The following is a 17,078-nucleotide window of genomic DNA, read 5'->3' on the forward strand; positions in this document are numbered from 1 at the left end:
ACTACTCACACTATGTATACCACTCAAGGAGGAACTTATTTATGGAAAAATATATTATGGCACTGGATCAAGGAACAACAAGCTCACGCGCAATTTTGTTTAACAAAAAAGGTGAAATTGTATACATGGCACAACGTGAATTTCCACAATATTTCCCTAAGCCAGGTACAGTAGAACAAAATGCGAATGAAATTTGGAGTTCGATTCTAGCGGTTATCGCTTCTTGTCTGTCCGAGTCTGGAATCAAGCCTGTACAAATCGCAGGAATCGGTATTACGAACCAACGTGAAACCACTGTAGTCTGGGATCGCAAAACAGGAGATCCTGTCTATAATGTACTGGTATGGCAATCTCGCCAAAGTGCTGAAATCTGTGAAGATCTTAAAAAGCGTGATCTAGAACAAACTTTCCGTGATAAAACAGGATTGTTGATCGATCCTTACTTCTCCGGTACGAAAGTAAAATGGATTCTCGATCATGTTGAAGGTACACGTGAACGTGCAGAACGTGGAGAATTAATGTTCGGGACTATTGATACATGGTTGATCTGGAAATTATCCGGTGGTAAAGCGCATGTAACGGATTATTCTAATGCTTCTCGTACATTAATGTATAATATCTATGAATTGAAATGGGACGAAGAGTTGTTAGATATTCTAGGTGTTCCAGCTTCAATGTTACCAGAAGTGCGTCCTTCTTCTGAAGTCTATGCACATACCGTTGATTATCATTTCTTCGGTCAAAATATTCCGATTGCTGGCGCAGCAGGAGATCAACAAGCAGCATTATTCGGACAAGCTTGCTATGAAAAAGGATCGATCAAAAACACATACGGTACAGGTTGCTTTATGCTTATGAATACTGGCGAAGAACCGATCCGCTCTGAGCATGGTCTAATCACAACGATCGCTTGTGGTGTAGATGGCAAAATTCATTATGCACTAGAAGGAAGTATCTTTGTAGCTGGTTCTGCTATTCAGTGGTTACGTGATGGTCTACGTATGTTCCGGGATGCGGCAGATAGTGAAGCTTATGCTGCACGTGTAGAATCTACAGATGGCGTATATCTTGTACCTGCTTTTGTAGGATTGGGTAGTCCATATTGGGATAGTGAAGTACGTGGAGCCGCATTCGGTCTTAGCCGCGGAACAACCAAAGAACACTTTATTCGTGCTACATTAGAATCACTAGCTTACCAGACCAAAGATGTATTAACCGCAATGGAAAGCGATACAGGGCTTAAAGTAGAATCATTGAAAGTTGATGGCGGCGCAGTAAAAAATAAATTCTTAATGCAGTTCCAAAGCGATATTCTAGGCGTTCCTGTAGATCGTCCTGTAGTGAATGAGACAACAGCGCTAGGAGCAGCTTATCTGGCAGGACTTGCAACAGGCTATTGGACAAGTCTTGATGAGATTGCCGCAGCACATGAAGAATTAAATGATCAATTTACACCGAATATGGAAGAGTCCCGTCGTGAAAGTCTATATGCTGGCTGGCAAAAAGCTGTTCATGCAACTATGGCTTTTAAATAAATAAAGTAAGCAAATAGAATCGAATAAATATGTAATAGCAAAAACCCCTTTTCTAGATTCAAGAGAAGGGGTTTTTGCTATATGTTATTTTCAAAAAAATGGATGCAATCCTTCTCATTCTATGCTAAGATTTCAATTGATAATGATAATCTTTATCATTTAAAGGCGAATATCATAATAAAAAAGGCGGTTATAGAGCATGTATAGTATCAAAAAAGTAAGTATAATCTTAACGACGATCGTGCTAATTGCTATTCTGGCAGCTTGTGGTCAAAGTACAACATCCACATCTTCTACATCTTCACCAACCTCTACAGATACACCAGCAACAACGAATAAGACGATTACATACAAAGCAGCAAATGGTGAATTCCAAGTACCCGGTCATCCTCAGCGCGTAGTTGTGATAGCAGATAGTTATTACGGATATTTATATGCATTAGGGATCAAGCCGATTGCAACAATTGATTATGTATTTCAAAGTGCGATTTTAAAAGAAACGACAGAAGGTGTAACCAACTTAGGTAATAACCCGGATGTTGAAAAAGTATTAGCTCTAAATCCAGATCTAATTGTAGTCTGGGATAACGATAAAAATATAGAAAATTATGAGCAAATTGCTCCTACTGTGGCGATCAAATACGGACAATATACGTATAAGGAATTATTGCAAGAATTCGGTAAAATGACAGGCACAGAGGACAAAGCTAAAGAAGTAGCCGCTGCCTGGGAAAGCAAAATTAACAAGCTAAAACCACAAGTACAAGCCGCAGTCGGCGACAAAACAGTATCTATTCTGCAACCATATGCTAAAGGGATTTATGCGATGGGTGATACGTATGGTCGCGGAGGAGAGATTATTTATCAAGCATTAGGTCTTAAAGGTACACCGATGTTGCAAAAAGAAGCTATTGATAGTGGTAAAGGTTTTGCAAGTCTTTCCCTTGAAAATCTGCCTGATTTTGCAGGCGATTATATTTTCACTTCACCGTGGGGTGGAGATGGTGATAAAGATGGAAGTAACGTATACAACAGCAGTCTATGGAAAGACTTGCCGGCAGTGAAAAATAATCACGTATTCAAAATTGATCCGGTTGCTTATTATTTCAACGATCCGATTTCGATGAATGGACAGCTTGATTATATTGTAAAATGCCTAACTCAATCGTAACCCATCATTATTAATGTTTAAAAAATTGTCTAAATTCTTTGCTACCCTAAAGCTAATATGGTACAATACAGTTAACAAGTTAATAATAATGTCATGAGACTTTGGAGAGACCACGAGTACACGCGGTATACAACCGTTTTAGTGTAATTATTCGTGGTCTCTTTTTTATGGCTTATGATTGGTAAAAATAAACAGTATAGCGCGTTCAAATAAGGGAGGATATACCGATGAATACAACATTTTCAGCACAAAACAGAGCAAATGCATTAGAGCATATGAGCAGTGACGTATTAGACGTACTGGTAATCGGTGGCGGAATTACAGGATCAGGGATTGCTTTAGATGCTGTTACTCGCGGAATGAAAACAGGGCTGGTAGAAATGCAGGATTATGCCGCAGGAACATCCAGTCGTTCTACGAAACTGGTTCATGGTGGATTGCGTTATTTGAAGCAATTTGAAGTGAAGATGGTTGCAGAAGTAGGGAAAGAACGTGCAGTCGTATATGAAAATGGACCGCATGTCACTACACCAGAATGGATGCTACTTCCTTTTCACAAAGGCGGAACATTCGGTAGCTTCAGTACTTCAATCGGTCTACGTGTATACGATTACTTAGCAGGCGTGAAAAGAAATGAACGTCGTAAAATGTTAAGTGTTAAAGAAACGATGGGCAAAGAACCTTTGATCAAAAAAGATGGTCTACAAGGTGGCGGTTATTATGTAGAATACCGTACCGATGATGCTCGCTTAACGATTGAAGTGATCAAAGAAGCGGTAAAACGTGGTGCTTATGCGTCTAACTATACCAAAGCATCTGAATTTATTTATGAAAATGGCAAGCTAAAAGGTGTGAAAGTCACCGATACGATTAGCGGTCAAGAATATAGTATTTTCGCTCGCAAAGTAATCAATGCAGCCGGTCCATGGGTAGATACACTTCGTCAATTGGATAAATCCAAAAAAGGTAAAGTGCTACAAATGACTAAAGGGATTCATTTGGTTATCGATCATGAGCGTTTCCCGCTAGAACAAGCTGTTTATTTTGATACACCGGATGGTCGGATGGTATTCGCGATTCCGAGAGATGGGAAAACATATGTTGGTACAACCGATACTGTCTACAAAGCAGATCCGATCCACCCACAAATGACACTGGAAGATCGTGATTATGTATTAAAAGCGATCAATTATATGTTCCCGAGTGTGAAAGTTACAGCCGCTGATGTCGAATCAAGCTGGGCAGGTGTACGTCCATTAATCTATGAAGAAGGTAAAGATCCTTCTGAAATTTCGCGTAAAGATGAAGTATGGCAATCAGATAGTGGCTTGATTACGATTGCTGGTGGTAAATTAACAGGTTACCGCAAAATGGCGGAAATGGTTATAGATCTAGCTGCTGAATTGATCGGCAAAGAACAAGGCAAAAAATTCAAACCTTGTCAGACCAAACATATGGCAATCTCTGGTGGGGATGTAGGCGGTTCAGCGAACTTACCTGCTTTTATCTTGCAACAAGGAGACAAAGGTAGACAAGCTGGATTAACAATAGAACAAGCGGAATATCTAGCAGGCTTCTACGGTTCCAATGTAAGCAAATTATTTGATCTGGTACGTCAATCAGACTCTATCGCAGATGAATTGAAATTACCAGCAGATATTCGCGCACGTATTGCGTATGCTATTCAAGAAGAAATGACAGTTAAACCGGTCGATTTCTTTATCCGTCGTACAGGAGCTTTATTCTTCAATATCAATTGGGTACATGAATGGAAACAACCTGTGATCGAATATATGTCCAGACGTTTTAACTGGACAGCCGACCAAAAACGTCGTTACACTGATGAATTAGAAGGACATTTACATGATGCTGTTGTACCTGTCGATGCTCCAACGAAAAGCGAATTTGCAGTCTAATATCAACTTTAATGTAGAATATAATGTATTCAAGACTCTTCCTTTGTGGAAGGGTCTTTTTATATGTAGATTGAAGTCATCTACGACTTTAGTCTAGGTTTATTTTCTTCTATAGGCGGATGAGTTGCAAAGCAAGGTGTGATACAGTGTAATCAAGGATAATCGAATAGAAAAGGGGTGTGTAAGGATCATGATTAAAAAAGCAGTTCTTGCACCGGTATTATTGTTGTTAGGTGTTTATTTATTTTTGAATCCGGGCGGGTCTACAGGGGTAGGAACTATTTTTGCTACATTTTGGCCGACTTTATTTGTTATTCCGCTAGGGCTATTTTTTCACTGGTTACATTTTTCGTTAATGGATTCCAAACACAAAGGGTTATTGATTCCAGGTGGAATTTTGCTAGGAGCAGGTGTAGTGAGTCAAATCGCTACATTGTTTGATCTTTGGGCTGTGATGTGGCCGGGTTACATACTTGCAGTAGCGTTAGGATTGTTTGAGTTTTACTGGTTAGGTTCTCGTAACAAATGGTTGTTGATTCCGATTAATATTTTGACAGTAATCGGATTGTTGTTTTTCGCTGTCTTTTCGTTAGATTCTATACTCCATCACGTGGTATTTGTACAACCTTTGGTTGCACTTGCTGTTTTATTAGGCGGAGCATGGTTATTGGTCGATCGTAAGCCGAAAACAAAATAATATAACATATTGAAGTTATCCATATATGATGAAGTCGTATATGTGATACAACGATTTTTAAGCAAAGCGATTTGAACAGTAATCTCTGTTCTGATCGCTTTTTTTGTTGTGTATCGTTAGGATTTTTTGCATAGAATCAAAGCATAGCAGTCAAAAATGGGTAATGTATTTCATATGTGTACATCTATACATACTTTTAGTGAGCAAATAGATAGATCACGCAAAGGGGAGCAAGGTATGGAATTTTTGAATTTGATATTGGTTATTGTACTGATTTTATTAACAGCCTTTTTTGTAGCATCTGAGTATTCGATTATTCGTGTACGTATTTCCAAGATCAATCAACTGGCTGATGAAGGTAACAAAAATGCAGTTGCTGTTCAGAATATTATTTCCAAATTAGATGAGTTTTTATCAGCTTGTCAGTTAGGAACGACGCTCACATCACTAGCACTGGGTTGGTTAGGAGAATCGACGATAGAAGAATTACTTCATCCGATTTTTGTGTGGGTTCATGTTCCAGCAGGATTAGAATCGGTCATATCGTTTATTATCGCCTTTTTGTTACTGACTTATTTCGAAGTGTTGATCGGAGAACTGGTTCCCAAATCGTTCGCTATTCAACTGGCTGAACCGATGGCATTATTTTTTGCTCGTCCGATGATGATTTTTTACCGGATTACGTATCCATTTAACTGGGTACTGAGCCGTTCAGCACGTCTGATTACCGGATTATTCGGAGTAAAGCCTATCTCTGAACAAGATGCCGCACAGAGTGAAGCAGAATTACGATTTGCTCTATCGGAAGGATTCAAAAGCGGTAATATTACACCGACAGAATATCGTTATTTGAATAATGTATTTGAATTTGATGAATTAGTCGGTAGCGAGATTATGGTTCCACGTACAGAGATGAAGTATATCGGGCATGAAGCACAATTAGCAGACTTCTATGAGCTGGTGAAAGAAGAGCCGTACAGCTTGATTCCTGTCGCTCTGGATGGAGACAAAGACCGGATTATTGGATTGCTCAATGTCAAAGAAGTATTGCGTGATGCTGTGAGTCATCCGCATACACCTACTGATCCGATTGCGCCTTTTATCAAGCCTGTCTTGCAATTGATAGAGACTGTGCCTGCTCGTGAATTATTAGGGCAAATGCAAAAGCAAAATATTCATATGGCGGTTTTGCTAGATGAGTATGGTGGAACAGCAGGTATGGTGACCTTGGAAGATATTTTAGAAGAAATTGTGGGCGATATTCCTTCCAAATCAGATATTGAGCCTGCTGCTACTCCAGCGATTCATAAGCTAGGAGACAAGCATTATCGTCTACAACCACTCGCATTGATTCATGAAGTGAATCGTCGTCTAGGAACGGATATCGAAGCTGGAGAAGCGTATACGATTGGTGGATGGATCTGGGCGCAGAAATTTAATATTCATGAAGGTGAATCTGTACGGGTGGAAGAATATGAATTTACCGTAACCCGTATGGAGAATCGTCATATCAAAGAAATTGAAGTGACTACATTTGAAGAAGATGAAGAAGAGGAGCAAGAGTAATCATTTTCGTCTATTCCGTAACGATGGTATACTATAACAAGTTCGTATAGTAAAAGAGGTGATTAAAGATGGCTAAGAAAAATAAAGCATCTGCAAGACCGACAGCTACACCAGCACAAGATCGACCAGCTACACTCAAAGACATGCTAAGTGCTGATGTATTGGATAAGCTCAAAGCGCAAGCAACCGAGCTCAAAGCAGAAGAGCAACAACGCAAAGAGAAACAACAACAAGAAGCAGACGATGCTCGCAAAGCAGAACAAAAACGTCGTGATAACGATTTTGAATATTTGCTCGAAAACACCAAACAAGACTGGAAAAAATTCAAATAAATCTGTTAGCTACAACGTATATATCAATGATCCAAATGCCGGTATTGTGCTCGTAGGAGTGCCTTATCGGCATTTGTTATACATGTTAAATATAGAAAGTGGGAATTATAAATGAGTGGTCAGACACGCGCGAATATTAAAGCAGGAATCGAAGTCGATATTGTACTCAAACAAGATCAACGCACAGGCAAATTAACAAGAGGAATTGTCAAAGATATCTTAACCAATTCACCCAATCATCCACATGGAATCAAAGTACGCCTTCAATCAGGAGACGTAGGACGGGTAAAACATATTATTAATAGCAACGTGTAATGTTTAATAAGTAGTATTACGGCTATATCAATAAGTGAAAGAAAGATCAGATCGATATCGTGAAAGGATGATCAATCATGAAAAAGAATAGACTGGGTACATCAGATTTAATCGTAGGTGAAATTGGACTGGGTTGTATGTCTCTGGGAACAGACGAGAGCAAAGTGATTCCTTTGCTACATGAAGCACTTGATCTGGGGATTAACTTTTTGGATACAGCAGATATTTATGATAATGGTCACAATGAAGAATTGATTGGGAAAGCGATCAAAGGTCGCCGCAGTGATGTGATTATCGCTAGCAAAGTAGGTAATACTCGTGTAGAAGGTCAAGACGGCTTAGTATGGAATCCATCCAAAGCTCATATTATGGAAGCGATCAAAGAAAGCTTACGACGCTTACAGACCGATTATATTGATCTGTATCAACTGCATGGCGGTACAATGGATGACAATATTGACGAAACGATCGAAGCTTTTGCACAATTAAAAAGAGAAGGGTTGATTCGAGAATACGGTATTTCTTCGATTCGTCCCAATGTGATTCGTGAATATGTAGATCGTTCGCATATTGTCAGTGTAATGAGCCAGTACAGTATTCTGGATCGTCGTCCTGAAGAAGAAGTATTACCGTTATTAACACAAAAAGGGATCAGTTCTATTGTACGTGGTGCTGTAGCAAGTGGAGCTTTAGCAGATGGACGTGAAGACAAAGCACAGAAGGGTTATCTGGATATTAGCGGTGAAGATGTTATTAGTCTGCGCCAGCAATTAGAACCTCTTACACAGGCTAATAGAAGCCTTTCCCAGACCGCTATTCAATATGTACTTGCTCATCCAGCAGTAGCAGTGCTAGCCGCAGGAGCGAGTTCATCACAACAATTACATGAAAATGTAGAAGCCGCTTCATCGCCAGCATTAACAGATGATGAACTGCAAATGATCCGTTCTATTCGTGCTGCTAACCAGTATACACAACACCGTTAATGATATGAAAAAGCGTTCATATTCGCATTAAATTCATTTATTCTATTTTTTTATGCTCACATCGGTCTAAAGTTCTTATTTTGGGTTAATAATAAGACAGTGTAGTGAGAGGAGAATAAATATGTGGAATGCGTTAATGTGGGGTGCGATAGCAGGCTCTGCTGTTTTATTAGGAGCTTTGATTGCCATGTTTTTCAATATGCCTAAGAAGATTATTGGTTGGATTATGGCTTTTGGTACAGGGACGCTTATCGGAGCGGTTGCTTTTGAATTGTTATCAGATGCAGTAGAAGATGGAGGCATCTGGGCAACAGGTATAGGCTTTATGGTAGGTGCGATTGTATACACTGCATTTGATCTATACATATCTCGTAAAGGGGGAGCGAACCGTAAACGTTCCTATATGAGCAAGGAAGACTCGTCTTCTTCTAATTCATCCTCTAAAGAAAAGGATGGCAGCAGTCAAAGTGGACTTGGTATATTTGCAGGTACGGTGATGGATGCTATTCCTGAATCGATTATGATCGGAGCAAGTCTACTTGCAGGTCAGGGTGTAAGTCTGGTATTGGTTATTTCTATTTTTGTCAGCAATATTCCTGAAGGATTGTCCAGTACGGTAGGGTTGAAGCAAAGTCATTATTCACGTGGCAAAATTTTTGGCATGTGGGCTGTTGTTCTGGTGATCTCTGCTCTGGCTTCGATGGCAGGGTATCTATTCTTAGAATTATTGCCAGATGAGATCAAAGCAGGAATCGGTGCTTTTGCCGGTGGTGGTATTATAGCGATGATCTGTTCAACGATGATGCCGGAAGCGTATGAAGATGGTGGCCCGTTAGTAGGGTTGATCGCTTCACTTGGATTACTGACTGCATTGTTGTTAAGTATCGGATCATAAGTCAATATCAATCGATATCTGTGTTTGAAAAGGAGCTTATTCGGTGTACATAACATCGATAAGCTTTTTTTGTCATCTTCTCGATCATTTGGTATACTAATTGATAATGATTATCAGTAGGGGGAGAGAGTCGTATGCGAGGAACACTTTTTACCAAAATGTATGCAGGTCGAGACTTGCTGATTTATTTGCCACCTTCTTATGATAAAGCATCGTATCCGTTACCAGTCGTCTATGTTCATGATGGCGGAGATGTATTTGATCTGGTATTGAACGGAACTTTATATAATTTAGAACAACGCTTTGCCGCAGGCACTTTGCCGGAATTAATTCTAGTCGGGATTGCTGCGTATGATCCTTTAGTTGAATATACACCGTGGTATGCACGTGCTCTTTATCCAGGGCTGGGTCATGGAGATTTTGGCGGACGGGCGACCGAGTATTTGAATCTGATTGCTCATGAGATTAAGCCATGGATCGATCAGAACTTTTATACAGATAGTCGACCTGAAATGACAGGGATTGTAGGCAAGTCTTTGGGTGGTCTGGTGTCTTTATTTGCCGCCTATGTCTATCCACATGTGTTTGGCAGAATTGGAATTATGTCGGCTTCGCTCTGGTATGAAGGATTTATTGAATTTATGAGAGAGCGTCAGCATCTATCTCCTGATCTGCGTATCTATATGGATATCGGTAATCTAGAAGGCTTGGGTAAAGCAAATCGTCAGCGCTTGATACAGACGTGCACAGATGAAGCGGTAAGTATTTTGATGAATAATCTGGCAGAATCTCATTTCTATTTTGAACGAATTGAAGGTGACGATCATGATCCTGAAACGTTTTATCAGCGTTTTCCTGATCTGATGGGCTGGTTATTTGATCAAAAAACAGTCGGTTTATTGAAATAATCATCATTTTTAATACACTTTATACACTACATTGTTGCTAAATTACAATAAAGAGCAGATAATAAAGATAGCAACATCTTCATATTAAGAGATTATATTTTGTATTGTTGCTAATTGAATCATCATTTAAAGGAGGATCACTTCCTAATGGAAAGAATAGAATCGGAAGATCAATACCGCAATTTGATTAATGGTGACGACCTTACTGTGATCAAATTTGATACAAACTGGTGCCCGGATTGCAAAACGCTTGACCGCTTTATGGTTGATATTATCGAAAAGAACAATGATAAACAGTTCTTTGCGATGGATGCAGAAAAGTTTCAAGATTTGGCAGAGCAAAATGAAGTAAGAGGAATTCCAAGCTTGCTTGTATATCGTAATGGTGAAAAAATAGCTCATTTGCACAGTAAATTTGCTAAAACACCTACGCAAGTTGCTGAATATTTAGCAACAGTAGAGTAATATAAATAAAAACGCCCGAATGGAATATATTCCATTCGGACGTTTTTTATATACAACAGGATACTACAACAGCAATGTCTTAACTTTTTACAGATAATTCGTTTACCGTCAAATCTTTACGCTTCATAATTAAATGTTCTACACTTCTGAAATGTCCTAGTAATTCATGTGCCTCATCATCACTAAGCCCACGAATACTTTCAACTAATTTATTAGACATGATTTTGTACATTCCATCTAGTGCTTCTTCCCCTTTACGGGTAATCGAAATACTCACATATCGACGATCTTGATCGGATCGTGTACGTTCAATCAACTCTTCTTGTCCTAACTTATCGCAGATCTGTGTAACGGCACTGGTAGTCAGACCTGTTGCCCGGACAATGTCTGTACCATATTGACTGCCGTTTGCTAACAAAAAGTGCAGGATATACACTTCTGTAGCATTGGACTTGAGTTGTCGCATTAAGGTAGGGAGCTCCATAATACGTGGCATACGATCCACAAGTGTTAAATAGCTTTTGAGAAGTTCATTAGACGTTTCCAAATTGTAAATCCTCCTTCGATATATATAAATAAAACTCTTAGTTAACTATCATTGTATACTGCACTATACAACTACAATTAACAGTAAAAAACGAAAGTAAATGTGAAAAAGATACTAAGATTTCGATCATTCTTAAAACTTCCTTAACATTATAGTAATTTGTTACCATACTATCGTCAATGCAAATTCGACAGATTGAGACAAGTAAACGTTATCATTGACGTAAAATTGAACATTTTTTATAATTAAATCTAAAATAATGTGATTTGACTATCACTTTGTGTGAATTCCAATCTATTACAAATATAAAGGTGGCTCTATACATTGAATAATTCTTCACTTTCTTTTGTGACGATGGACGAGATTGTGCGTGAAGGTGATCCGATTTTGCGAAAAGTAGCGGAACCTGTGAAATTACCGTTATCTGATGAAGATCGTACACGTGCGAATCGAATGATGGATTTTTTGAAAAAATCGCAAGATGAGAAATTAGCTGAGAAATATGGTTTGCGTCCAGGAATAGGATTATCAGCTAATCAGGTTGGTTGGGATGGAAGAGTGTTTGTAGTCTACTTTACTAATGACCAAGATCGGCAACTTGAATATGTGTTTTGCAATCCCAAATTAGTTAGTCATTCCACAGCAATGGTCTATCTGGAGCACGGAGAGGGATGTTTGTCAGTTGACCGTGATGTAGAAGGATTCGTACCACGGTATGAGAAAATAACGATAAAAGCATTTACACCTGACGGGAAGCCTTTTACATTGAAACTAAAAGGGTTTGAAGCTGTCGTCATTCAGCATGAATTAGATCATTTGAACGGTGTAATGTTCTATGATCATATCAATAAAAAAGATCCAAGCCGTTTGCCAGAGGTTGAGTTTATTCGTCCACTGTAACTATTCATTACAGCTATAGCGGACGGTTGAATCATATCAAATGGATATTATGGATGAAAATGGATTGATATTGTTAATATACTAAGCTATTAATGATATCGGCGAAAAGACTGCTGTTGTGAAGGCAGTCTTTTCAAATTGGTTTGTGATATGATAAATAGAATAAACAAAAACTAGATTTTATGTTATATTATTCTGATTTCTGTAAGCGTTTTATCCAAAACGGCAAACAAATGGTGTAGAAAGTAGGGGGAGTCATGTGGAAGCCGTTGATTGAGCGCATGAATAATGTAAAAATTAAAAATAAATTGATTTTTGCGTATATCTTTATTGTCGCGCTTCCTGTACTGGGGATTGGCGGGGTCGTAGTAGATTATTTTAGACAATCGGCTCTGGATAATGCGATTGAGCAGACCACCAATAATGTAGAACGTGTCAAAAATCAAATGGATACTATGTTGCGTGTACCTATTGATATATCTAACAAGCTACTATTTGATTCCAGACTAAGTGATGTGGTCAACACACGCTATACCAAAGTATACGATCTGGTTGTCGCTTATCACAATTATCAGGAATTTCAAGAATATCTGCGTTTGTACTCTGAAATATCAGCAATCCGATTTTACACCACTAATAACACTATTCAGAATAATTTGGAATTTATGAAAGTCAGTAATGAAGTACGTGATAGCAAATGGTATCAGACGGCGATCAATAGTCGCAAGATCAATTGGATTTACCGCAATGATATCGAAATTAGTGAAACTAAAAAACTCAGTCTGGTGCGCAAAATCAACTTTACCGATTATACGACAAATGGCGTACTCGTTATTGAACTCAGCCAGTCCTATCTTAATTCAATTTTGAGTGCAGAACCATTTGAGACAATGATTTTGGATCATAGCGGTTATGTAGTCGCTGCCAAAGATGTCACTTTAATCGGCAAACAGTTGGGTGACCCAGAGCTAGGCATAAGCTCCGATCTACAAGGCAAAGGAATCTATGAACGTGATGTGAAAGGACAGCTTTCGAATATTGTAGTGGATGAAGTGATGCCTGATAGCAGTGATAACGGGTTAAAAATCATCTCTGTATTTGCCAATGAAAGTATAGTTCGGGATTCAAATCGTATTATTCTGATTGGTACTGGATTACTAATATTGATTCTATGTACTGGATTATTATTTTTATACTTGATCTCACACTTGATTACGCGCCGCTTATCCGGTCTAAGTCGTCAGATGAACAAAGTAGGAACGGGCGATCTAAAAGTCGTCTCTCATATTGCAGGAGCTGATGAGATTGGACAGCTTTCACGTAAATTTAACGATATGGTCGTGAGTATACGAACTTTAATGGATCAAGTATATGAATCGAATGAGCGCAATACTCGCCTGGAAGTGAGCCAAAAAGAAATCAGCTTTAAAATGTTAGCCAGTCAAATCAATCCTCACTTTTTATTCAATGCTCTGGAATCGATACGGATGAAAGCTCATATTCGAGGTGAACAAGAGATTGCGTATATTGTGCGTTTGTTGGGCAAATTGATTCGTAATAATTTAGAGATTGGTATGAAAAATACAACTTTACAAGGCGAAATGGAATTAATTAAATCGTATTTGGAAATTCAAAAGTTTCGTTTTGGTGATCGCTTAAATTATGAATTGCTTATCGATCCTCAAACAAAAGAAATATCGATTCCGCCGTTAATTATTCAGCCTTTAGTAGAAAATGCGATTATTCATGGTCTGGAAAGTCGGGAAAATGGCGGATTGATTATTATTCGTACATTACGGATTGAGCAAGATGTGATGATAGATGTTATCGATAATGGAGCAGGGATAGCAGAGGAACGTTTGCAATGGGTGAAAAATTCACTCCAAGTCAATGAAAGTCAGGAAGGAGATCGTATTGGATTACGCAATGTACATCAGCGATTGATTTTGTCGTACGGTGCAGCGTATGGGCTTCATATATCCAGTATGCTTGGGGAAGGAACTCAAATTTCATTTAAAATACCAGCCACAACCGATCAATTAATGTCAGGGGGCAATAAATAATGTTTAAAGTGATGATCGTAGATGATGAACCCGCGATTCGTGAAGGACTAAAAACGATTATTAATTGGAATGAGATTGGATTTGAAGTTGTTGATGCTGCGGTAAATGGAAGAGATGCAATTCAAAAGTTTGAGCGCTGGAAACCGGATCTAACGATTATGGATATTCGTATGCCGGGAATGAGTGGACTGGAAGTGATTGAACACATTCGTGAGCAACACCAGCAAGCGCATTTTTTAATTTTAAGCGGACATGCTGATTTTGAATATGCACGCAAAGCATTAGGATTTGGAGTCGATGGATATTTACTCAAACCTGTAGATGAAGATGAAATGCAAGATGAACTACGTCGTGTACATGGATCTCTTCATCGTGAGCAACAAGATATGATTATCCATATTCCAGAGACTCCATTATCTGAAAAAGTCGAACAATTATTAGTATCTTCATCATCACAACATCAAAGTGCAACTTCGCTTCAGTTACATTGGGAACGTTACCAATTGATTTTGATCGAATGTAGTCATGTGCAAGGCGATGAAAAAGTAAACTTTTTTGCTCAAATGCAAAAGTTGGCTGAATACTCGAATGACACTTATCATCGTATTGTATTTCGTGCAGGTCCATATATCGGTTTGCTAACAGAGCAAGGGTATATGCAACATCATGAATTAATACAATTGAAAGAACACATCTGGTCATGGTTACATGATGAACCTGAAATGTACCTAGCTGCAAGTCATGTAGTAACAGACCTTGAAGATCTTCGCTTGATCTATGAAGAAGCATCCACATTGATTGCACAACGCTTCTGGTGTGATGATCATGGTGTGATGTCGACAGAACTTGCTGTAGATCGAGCTACCACTGAGCCACTTGCTGACGTTCCTTTGGCAGGAGAATGGTCAGACCGTCTGTATTATGCTGTCGATATTCGTAATGTGGCTACCGCTGAGCGAGTGCTGGAAGAATTGTGTGATATTTCATGGAAAGCTGGATTATCTGAACGTGAAGTGAAAAGTCTTTGTTCGCATGTGTTATCACTGGCTCTTAGCCGCTTGCCAGCAAGTGTACCGGGTTCTGGGGCTGCTGTGCAACAATGTCTGTCTCTAATCCCTGAATTATACGCTGTATCGACTACCAGACAGATGATTACATTAGTAGTAAGCCGATTAGAACAATTGTTACAGTCGATCAATCATGGCACACATGAATCAGTAATGAAGCAGATGACCGATTTTATTCAGCGCAATTATAGCGATAACCTCAAGCTTGAATTATTGGCGGAAATATTTAATTACAATAGTGCGTATCTTGGCAAAATGTTCAAAACACACACAGGCGAATCCTTTAACCATTTTCTAGATCAGGTACGGTTAGAGCAAGCCAAATCGTTGTTGGCACAAGGAATGAAAGTACACAAAGTCGCTTCTCAAGTTGGATATGCAAATGTAGATTATTTTCATAGCAAATTCAAAAAATATACAGGGATTTCGCCGTCTGCCTACCGGGATCAACAAAATGATGATGTATAAATCAGTAGGAAAAGTACAATGATTTGCGTGGACTATTACCGCTTATAATCCCACAATCAGGTAAAAATTTGACTTTGAAGAACCAAATGTAAGCGATATCTAATTTTTATATGATTTTATGTATAATTTAGAAGGTATAAATAGAAAGCGCTTTCTTTTATAATCGGTATATACCCCTAAGTCGTATGACAATAGGGATGAAGAAGCGGAACCCGTAAGGGATGAATGATCGATTATAGGAGGGTGGACTGTATTATGGACACAACAACCAAGCGTGCTTCTTCTAATAAAGGAGAGCGAGTATCCAAAACAACGATCAAAAGAGGCGGTGGCTTCTGGAAAGTATTTAAACAGCAGCGCTATCTTTATCTAATGTCACTACCGTTTGTAATCTGGGCTTTCATTTTTAGTTATGTTCCTTTGTGGGGCTGGACAATGGCATTCCAGAATTTTAAACCAGCCAAATCGTTTTTTGATCAGAAGTGGGTTGGATTCGATCAATTTACAGCCTTATTCGCAGATCAACAATTTTACTTAGCTCTGCGTAATACGCTGGCAATGAGTTTTATGGGTCTGATTTTTGGATTTGTTGTTCCTGTTATTTTTGCTATTTTGCTGAATGAAGTCAAAGGCATGTTTTTCAAAAGAACGGTACAGACCGTTTCGTATCTTCCTCACTTTGTATCATGGGTTGTTGTAGCAGGTATTGTAACGAAATCGTTATCGACTGATGGTGGTATAGTCAACGAACTATTAGTATCGATGCATATTATCGATCAGCCGATTCAATTTATGGCTCAAGGGAAATGGTTCTGGGGAATTGTAACCGCTTCAGATATTTGGAAAGAGATGGGTTGGAACACCATTATCTATCTGGCAGCGATCACAGGTATTGACCAGGAACAGTATGAAGCTTCTCGTGTAGACGGTGCTGGACGCTTTCGCCAAATGTGGCATATTACACTTCCAGGTATGCGTACCACGATTACCGTGCTGTTGATTATGTCGATCGGACATTTGGTGAGTATCGGTTTTGAGAAGCAATTCTTGCTCGGTAACAATTTGGTGCAAGATTATTCACAAGTGCTTGATTTGTACGCGTTGAAATATGGATTGGAAATGAACCGTTATTCGTACGGTACGGCTATTAGTATTTTCAACTCGGTGATTAGTATTATCTTGTTGTTTACAGCTAATGGAATTTTCAAGAAAACAACCAAAGAAAGCATTATGTAAATAATCTGTAT

16 protein-coding genes are annotated in these 17,078 nt (G+C 38.8%); 15 read left to right on the forward strand and 1 reads right to left on the reverse strand.

Annotation, left to right across the window (positions count from 1 at the left end):
* Positions 1-41: 41 nt before the first annotated feature.
* The 11 genes from glpK (at position 42) to PQ460_RS04170 (ending at position 10,786) form a co-directional block, all read left to right on the forward strand.
* A complete protein-coding gene (gene glpK, locus PQ460_RS04120; RefSeq protein ID WP_204827051.1) occupies positions 42-1,535 on the forward strand; it encodes a glycerol kinase GlpK in 1,494 nt (497 codons plus the stop codon).
* Positions 1,536-1,734: 199 nt separating this feature from the next.
* The gene (locus PQ460_RS04125) at positions 1,735-2,706 is read left to right on the forward strand and encodes an ABC transporter substrate-binding protein (RefSeq protein ID WP_274171855.1); all 972 of its coding nucleotides are present in this window, start codon (positions 1,735-1,737) and stop codon (positions 2,704-2,706) included.
* Positions 2,707-2,933: 227 nt separating this feature from the next.
* On the forward strand, positions 2,934-4,622 hold the full coding sequence (locus tag PQ460_RS04130) for a glycerol-3-phosphate dehydrogenase/oxidase (protein WP_274171856.1): 1,689 nt from the start codon (positions 2,934-2,936) through the stop codon (positions 4,620-4,622).
* Between the two features lie 190 nt (positions 4,623-4,812).
* Positions 4,813-5,319, forward strand: coding sequence for a hypothetical protein (locus PQ460_RS04135; protein WP_274171857.1), 507 nt, complete (start codon positions 4,813-4,815; stop codon positions 5,317-5,319).
* 237 nt (positions 5,320-5,556) lie between these two features.
* Complete coding sequence (locus PQ460_RS04140; protein ID WP_274171858.1) at positions 5,557-6,885, forward strand: hemolysin family protein; 1,329 nt, start codon at positions 5,557-5,559, stop codon at positions 6,883-6,885.
* A 68-nt stretch (positions 6,886-6,953) separates the two neighbouring features.
* Positions 6,954-7,217, forward strand: a complete 264-nt coding sequence (locus PQ460_RS04145) for a YqkE family protein (RefSeq protein ID WP_274171859.1) — start codon at positions 6,954-6,956, stop codon at positions 7,215-7,217.
* A 111-nt stretch (positions 7,218-7,328) separates the two neighbouring features.
* Positions 7,329-7,532, forward strand: a complete 204-nt coding sequence (locus PQ460_RS04150; protein WP_273613626.1) for a YwbE family protein — start codon at positions 7,329-7,331, stop codon at positions 7,530-7,532.
* A 77-nt stretch (positions 7,533-7,609) separates the two neighbouring features.
* A complete protein-coding gene (locus PQ460_RS04155) occupies positions 7,610-8,518 on the forward strand; it encodes an aldo/keto reductase (RefSeq protein WP_274171860.1) in 909 nt (302 codons plus the stop codon).
* Between the two features lie 121 nt (positions 8,519-8,639).
* Positions 8,640-9,413, forward strand: a complete 774-nt coding sequence (locus tag PQ460_RS04160; protein ID WP_274171861.1) for a ZIP family metal transporter — start codon at positions 8,640-8,642, stop codon at positions 9,411-9,413.
* Between the two features lie 134 nt (positions 9,414-9,547).
* Positions 9,548-10,321 carry an alpha/beta hydrolase gene (locus PQ460_RS04165; protein WP_274171862.1) on the forward strand — a complete coding sequence of 258 codons (774 nt, stop codon included), beginning with the start codon at positions 9,548-9,550 and terminating at the stop codon, positions 10,319-10,321.
* Positions 10,322-10,468: 147 nt separating this feature from the next.
* Positions 10,469-10,786 carry a thioredoxin family protein gene (locus PQ460_RS04170; protein WP_069325662.1) on the forward strand — a complete coding sequence of 106 codons (318 nt, stop codon included), beginning with the start codon at positions 10,469-10,471 and terminating at the stop codon, positions 10,784-10,786.
* 79 nt (positions 10,787-10,865) lie between these two features.
* Here the strand turns inward: PQ460_RS04170 and PQ460_RS04175 are convergent, their stop codons facing one another.
* Complete coding sequence (locus PQ460_RS04175) at positions 10,866-11,333, reverse strand: MarR family winged helix-turn-helix transcriptional regulator (protein WP_273613622.1); 468 nt, start codon at positions 11,331-11,333, stop codon at positions 10,866-10,868.
* A gap of 324 nt (positions 11,334-11,657) precedes the next feature.
* Between PQ460_RS04175 and def the strand changes: the two genes are divergently transcribed.
* The 4 genes from def (at position 11,658) to PQ460_RS04195 (ending at position 17,067) form a co-directional block, all read left to right on the forward strand.
* The gene (def, locus tag PQ460_RS04180) at positions 11,658-12,233 is read left to right on the forward strand and encodes a peptide deformylase (RefSeq protein WP_273613621.1); all 576 of its coding nucleotides are present in this window, start codon (positions 11,658-11,660) and stop codon (positions 12,231-12,233) included.
* A gap of 257 nt (positions 12,234-12,490) precedes the next feature.
* Positions 12,491-14,296 carry a sensor histidine kinase gene (locus tag PQ460_RS04185; protein WP_273613620.1) on the forward strand — a complete coding sequence of 602 codons (1,806 nt, stop codon included), beginning with the start codon at positions 12,491-12,493 and terminating at the stop codon, positions 14,294-14,296.
* Positions 14,296-15,831 (forward strand): response regulator transcription factor, encoded by a 1,536-nt coding sequence (locus PQ460_RS04190; protein WP_274171863.1) that lies wholly within the window; start codon positions 14,296-14,298, stop codon positions 15,829-15,831. The genes PQ460_RS04185 and PQ460_RS04190 overlap by 1 nt, the downstream gene beginning before the upstream one ends.
* A gap of 255 nt (positions 15,832-16,086) precedes the next feature.
* Positions 16,087-17,067: an ABC transporter permease gene (locus PQ460_RS04195; protein WP_273613618.1), complete on the forward strand. Its 981-nt coding sequence runs from the start codon at positions 16,087-16,089 to the stop codon at positions 17,065-17,067.
* Positions 17,068-17,078: the final 11 nt, after the last annotated feature.

Source organism: Paenibacillus sp. KACC 21273 (assembly GCF_028736095.1).
GTDB lineage: Bacteria > Bacillota > Bacilli > Paenibacillales > Paenibacillaceae > Saccharibacillus > Saccharibacillus kyungheensis.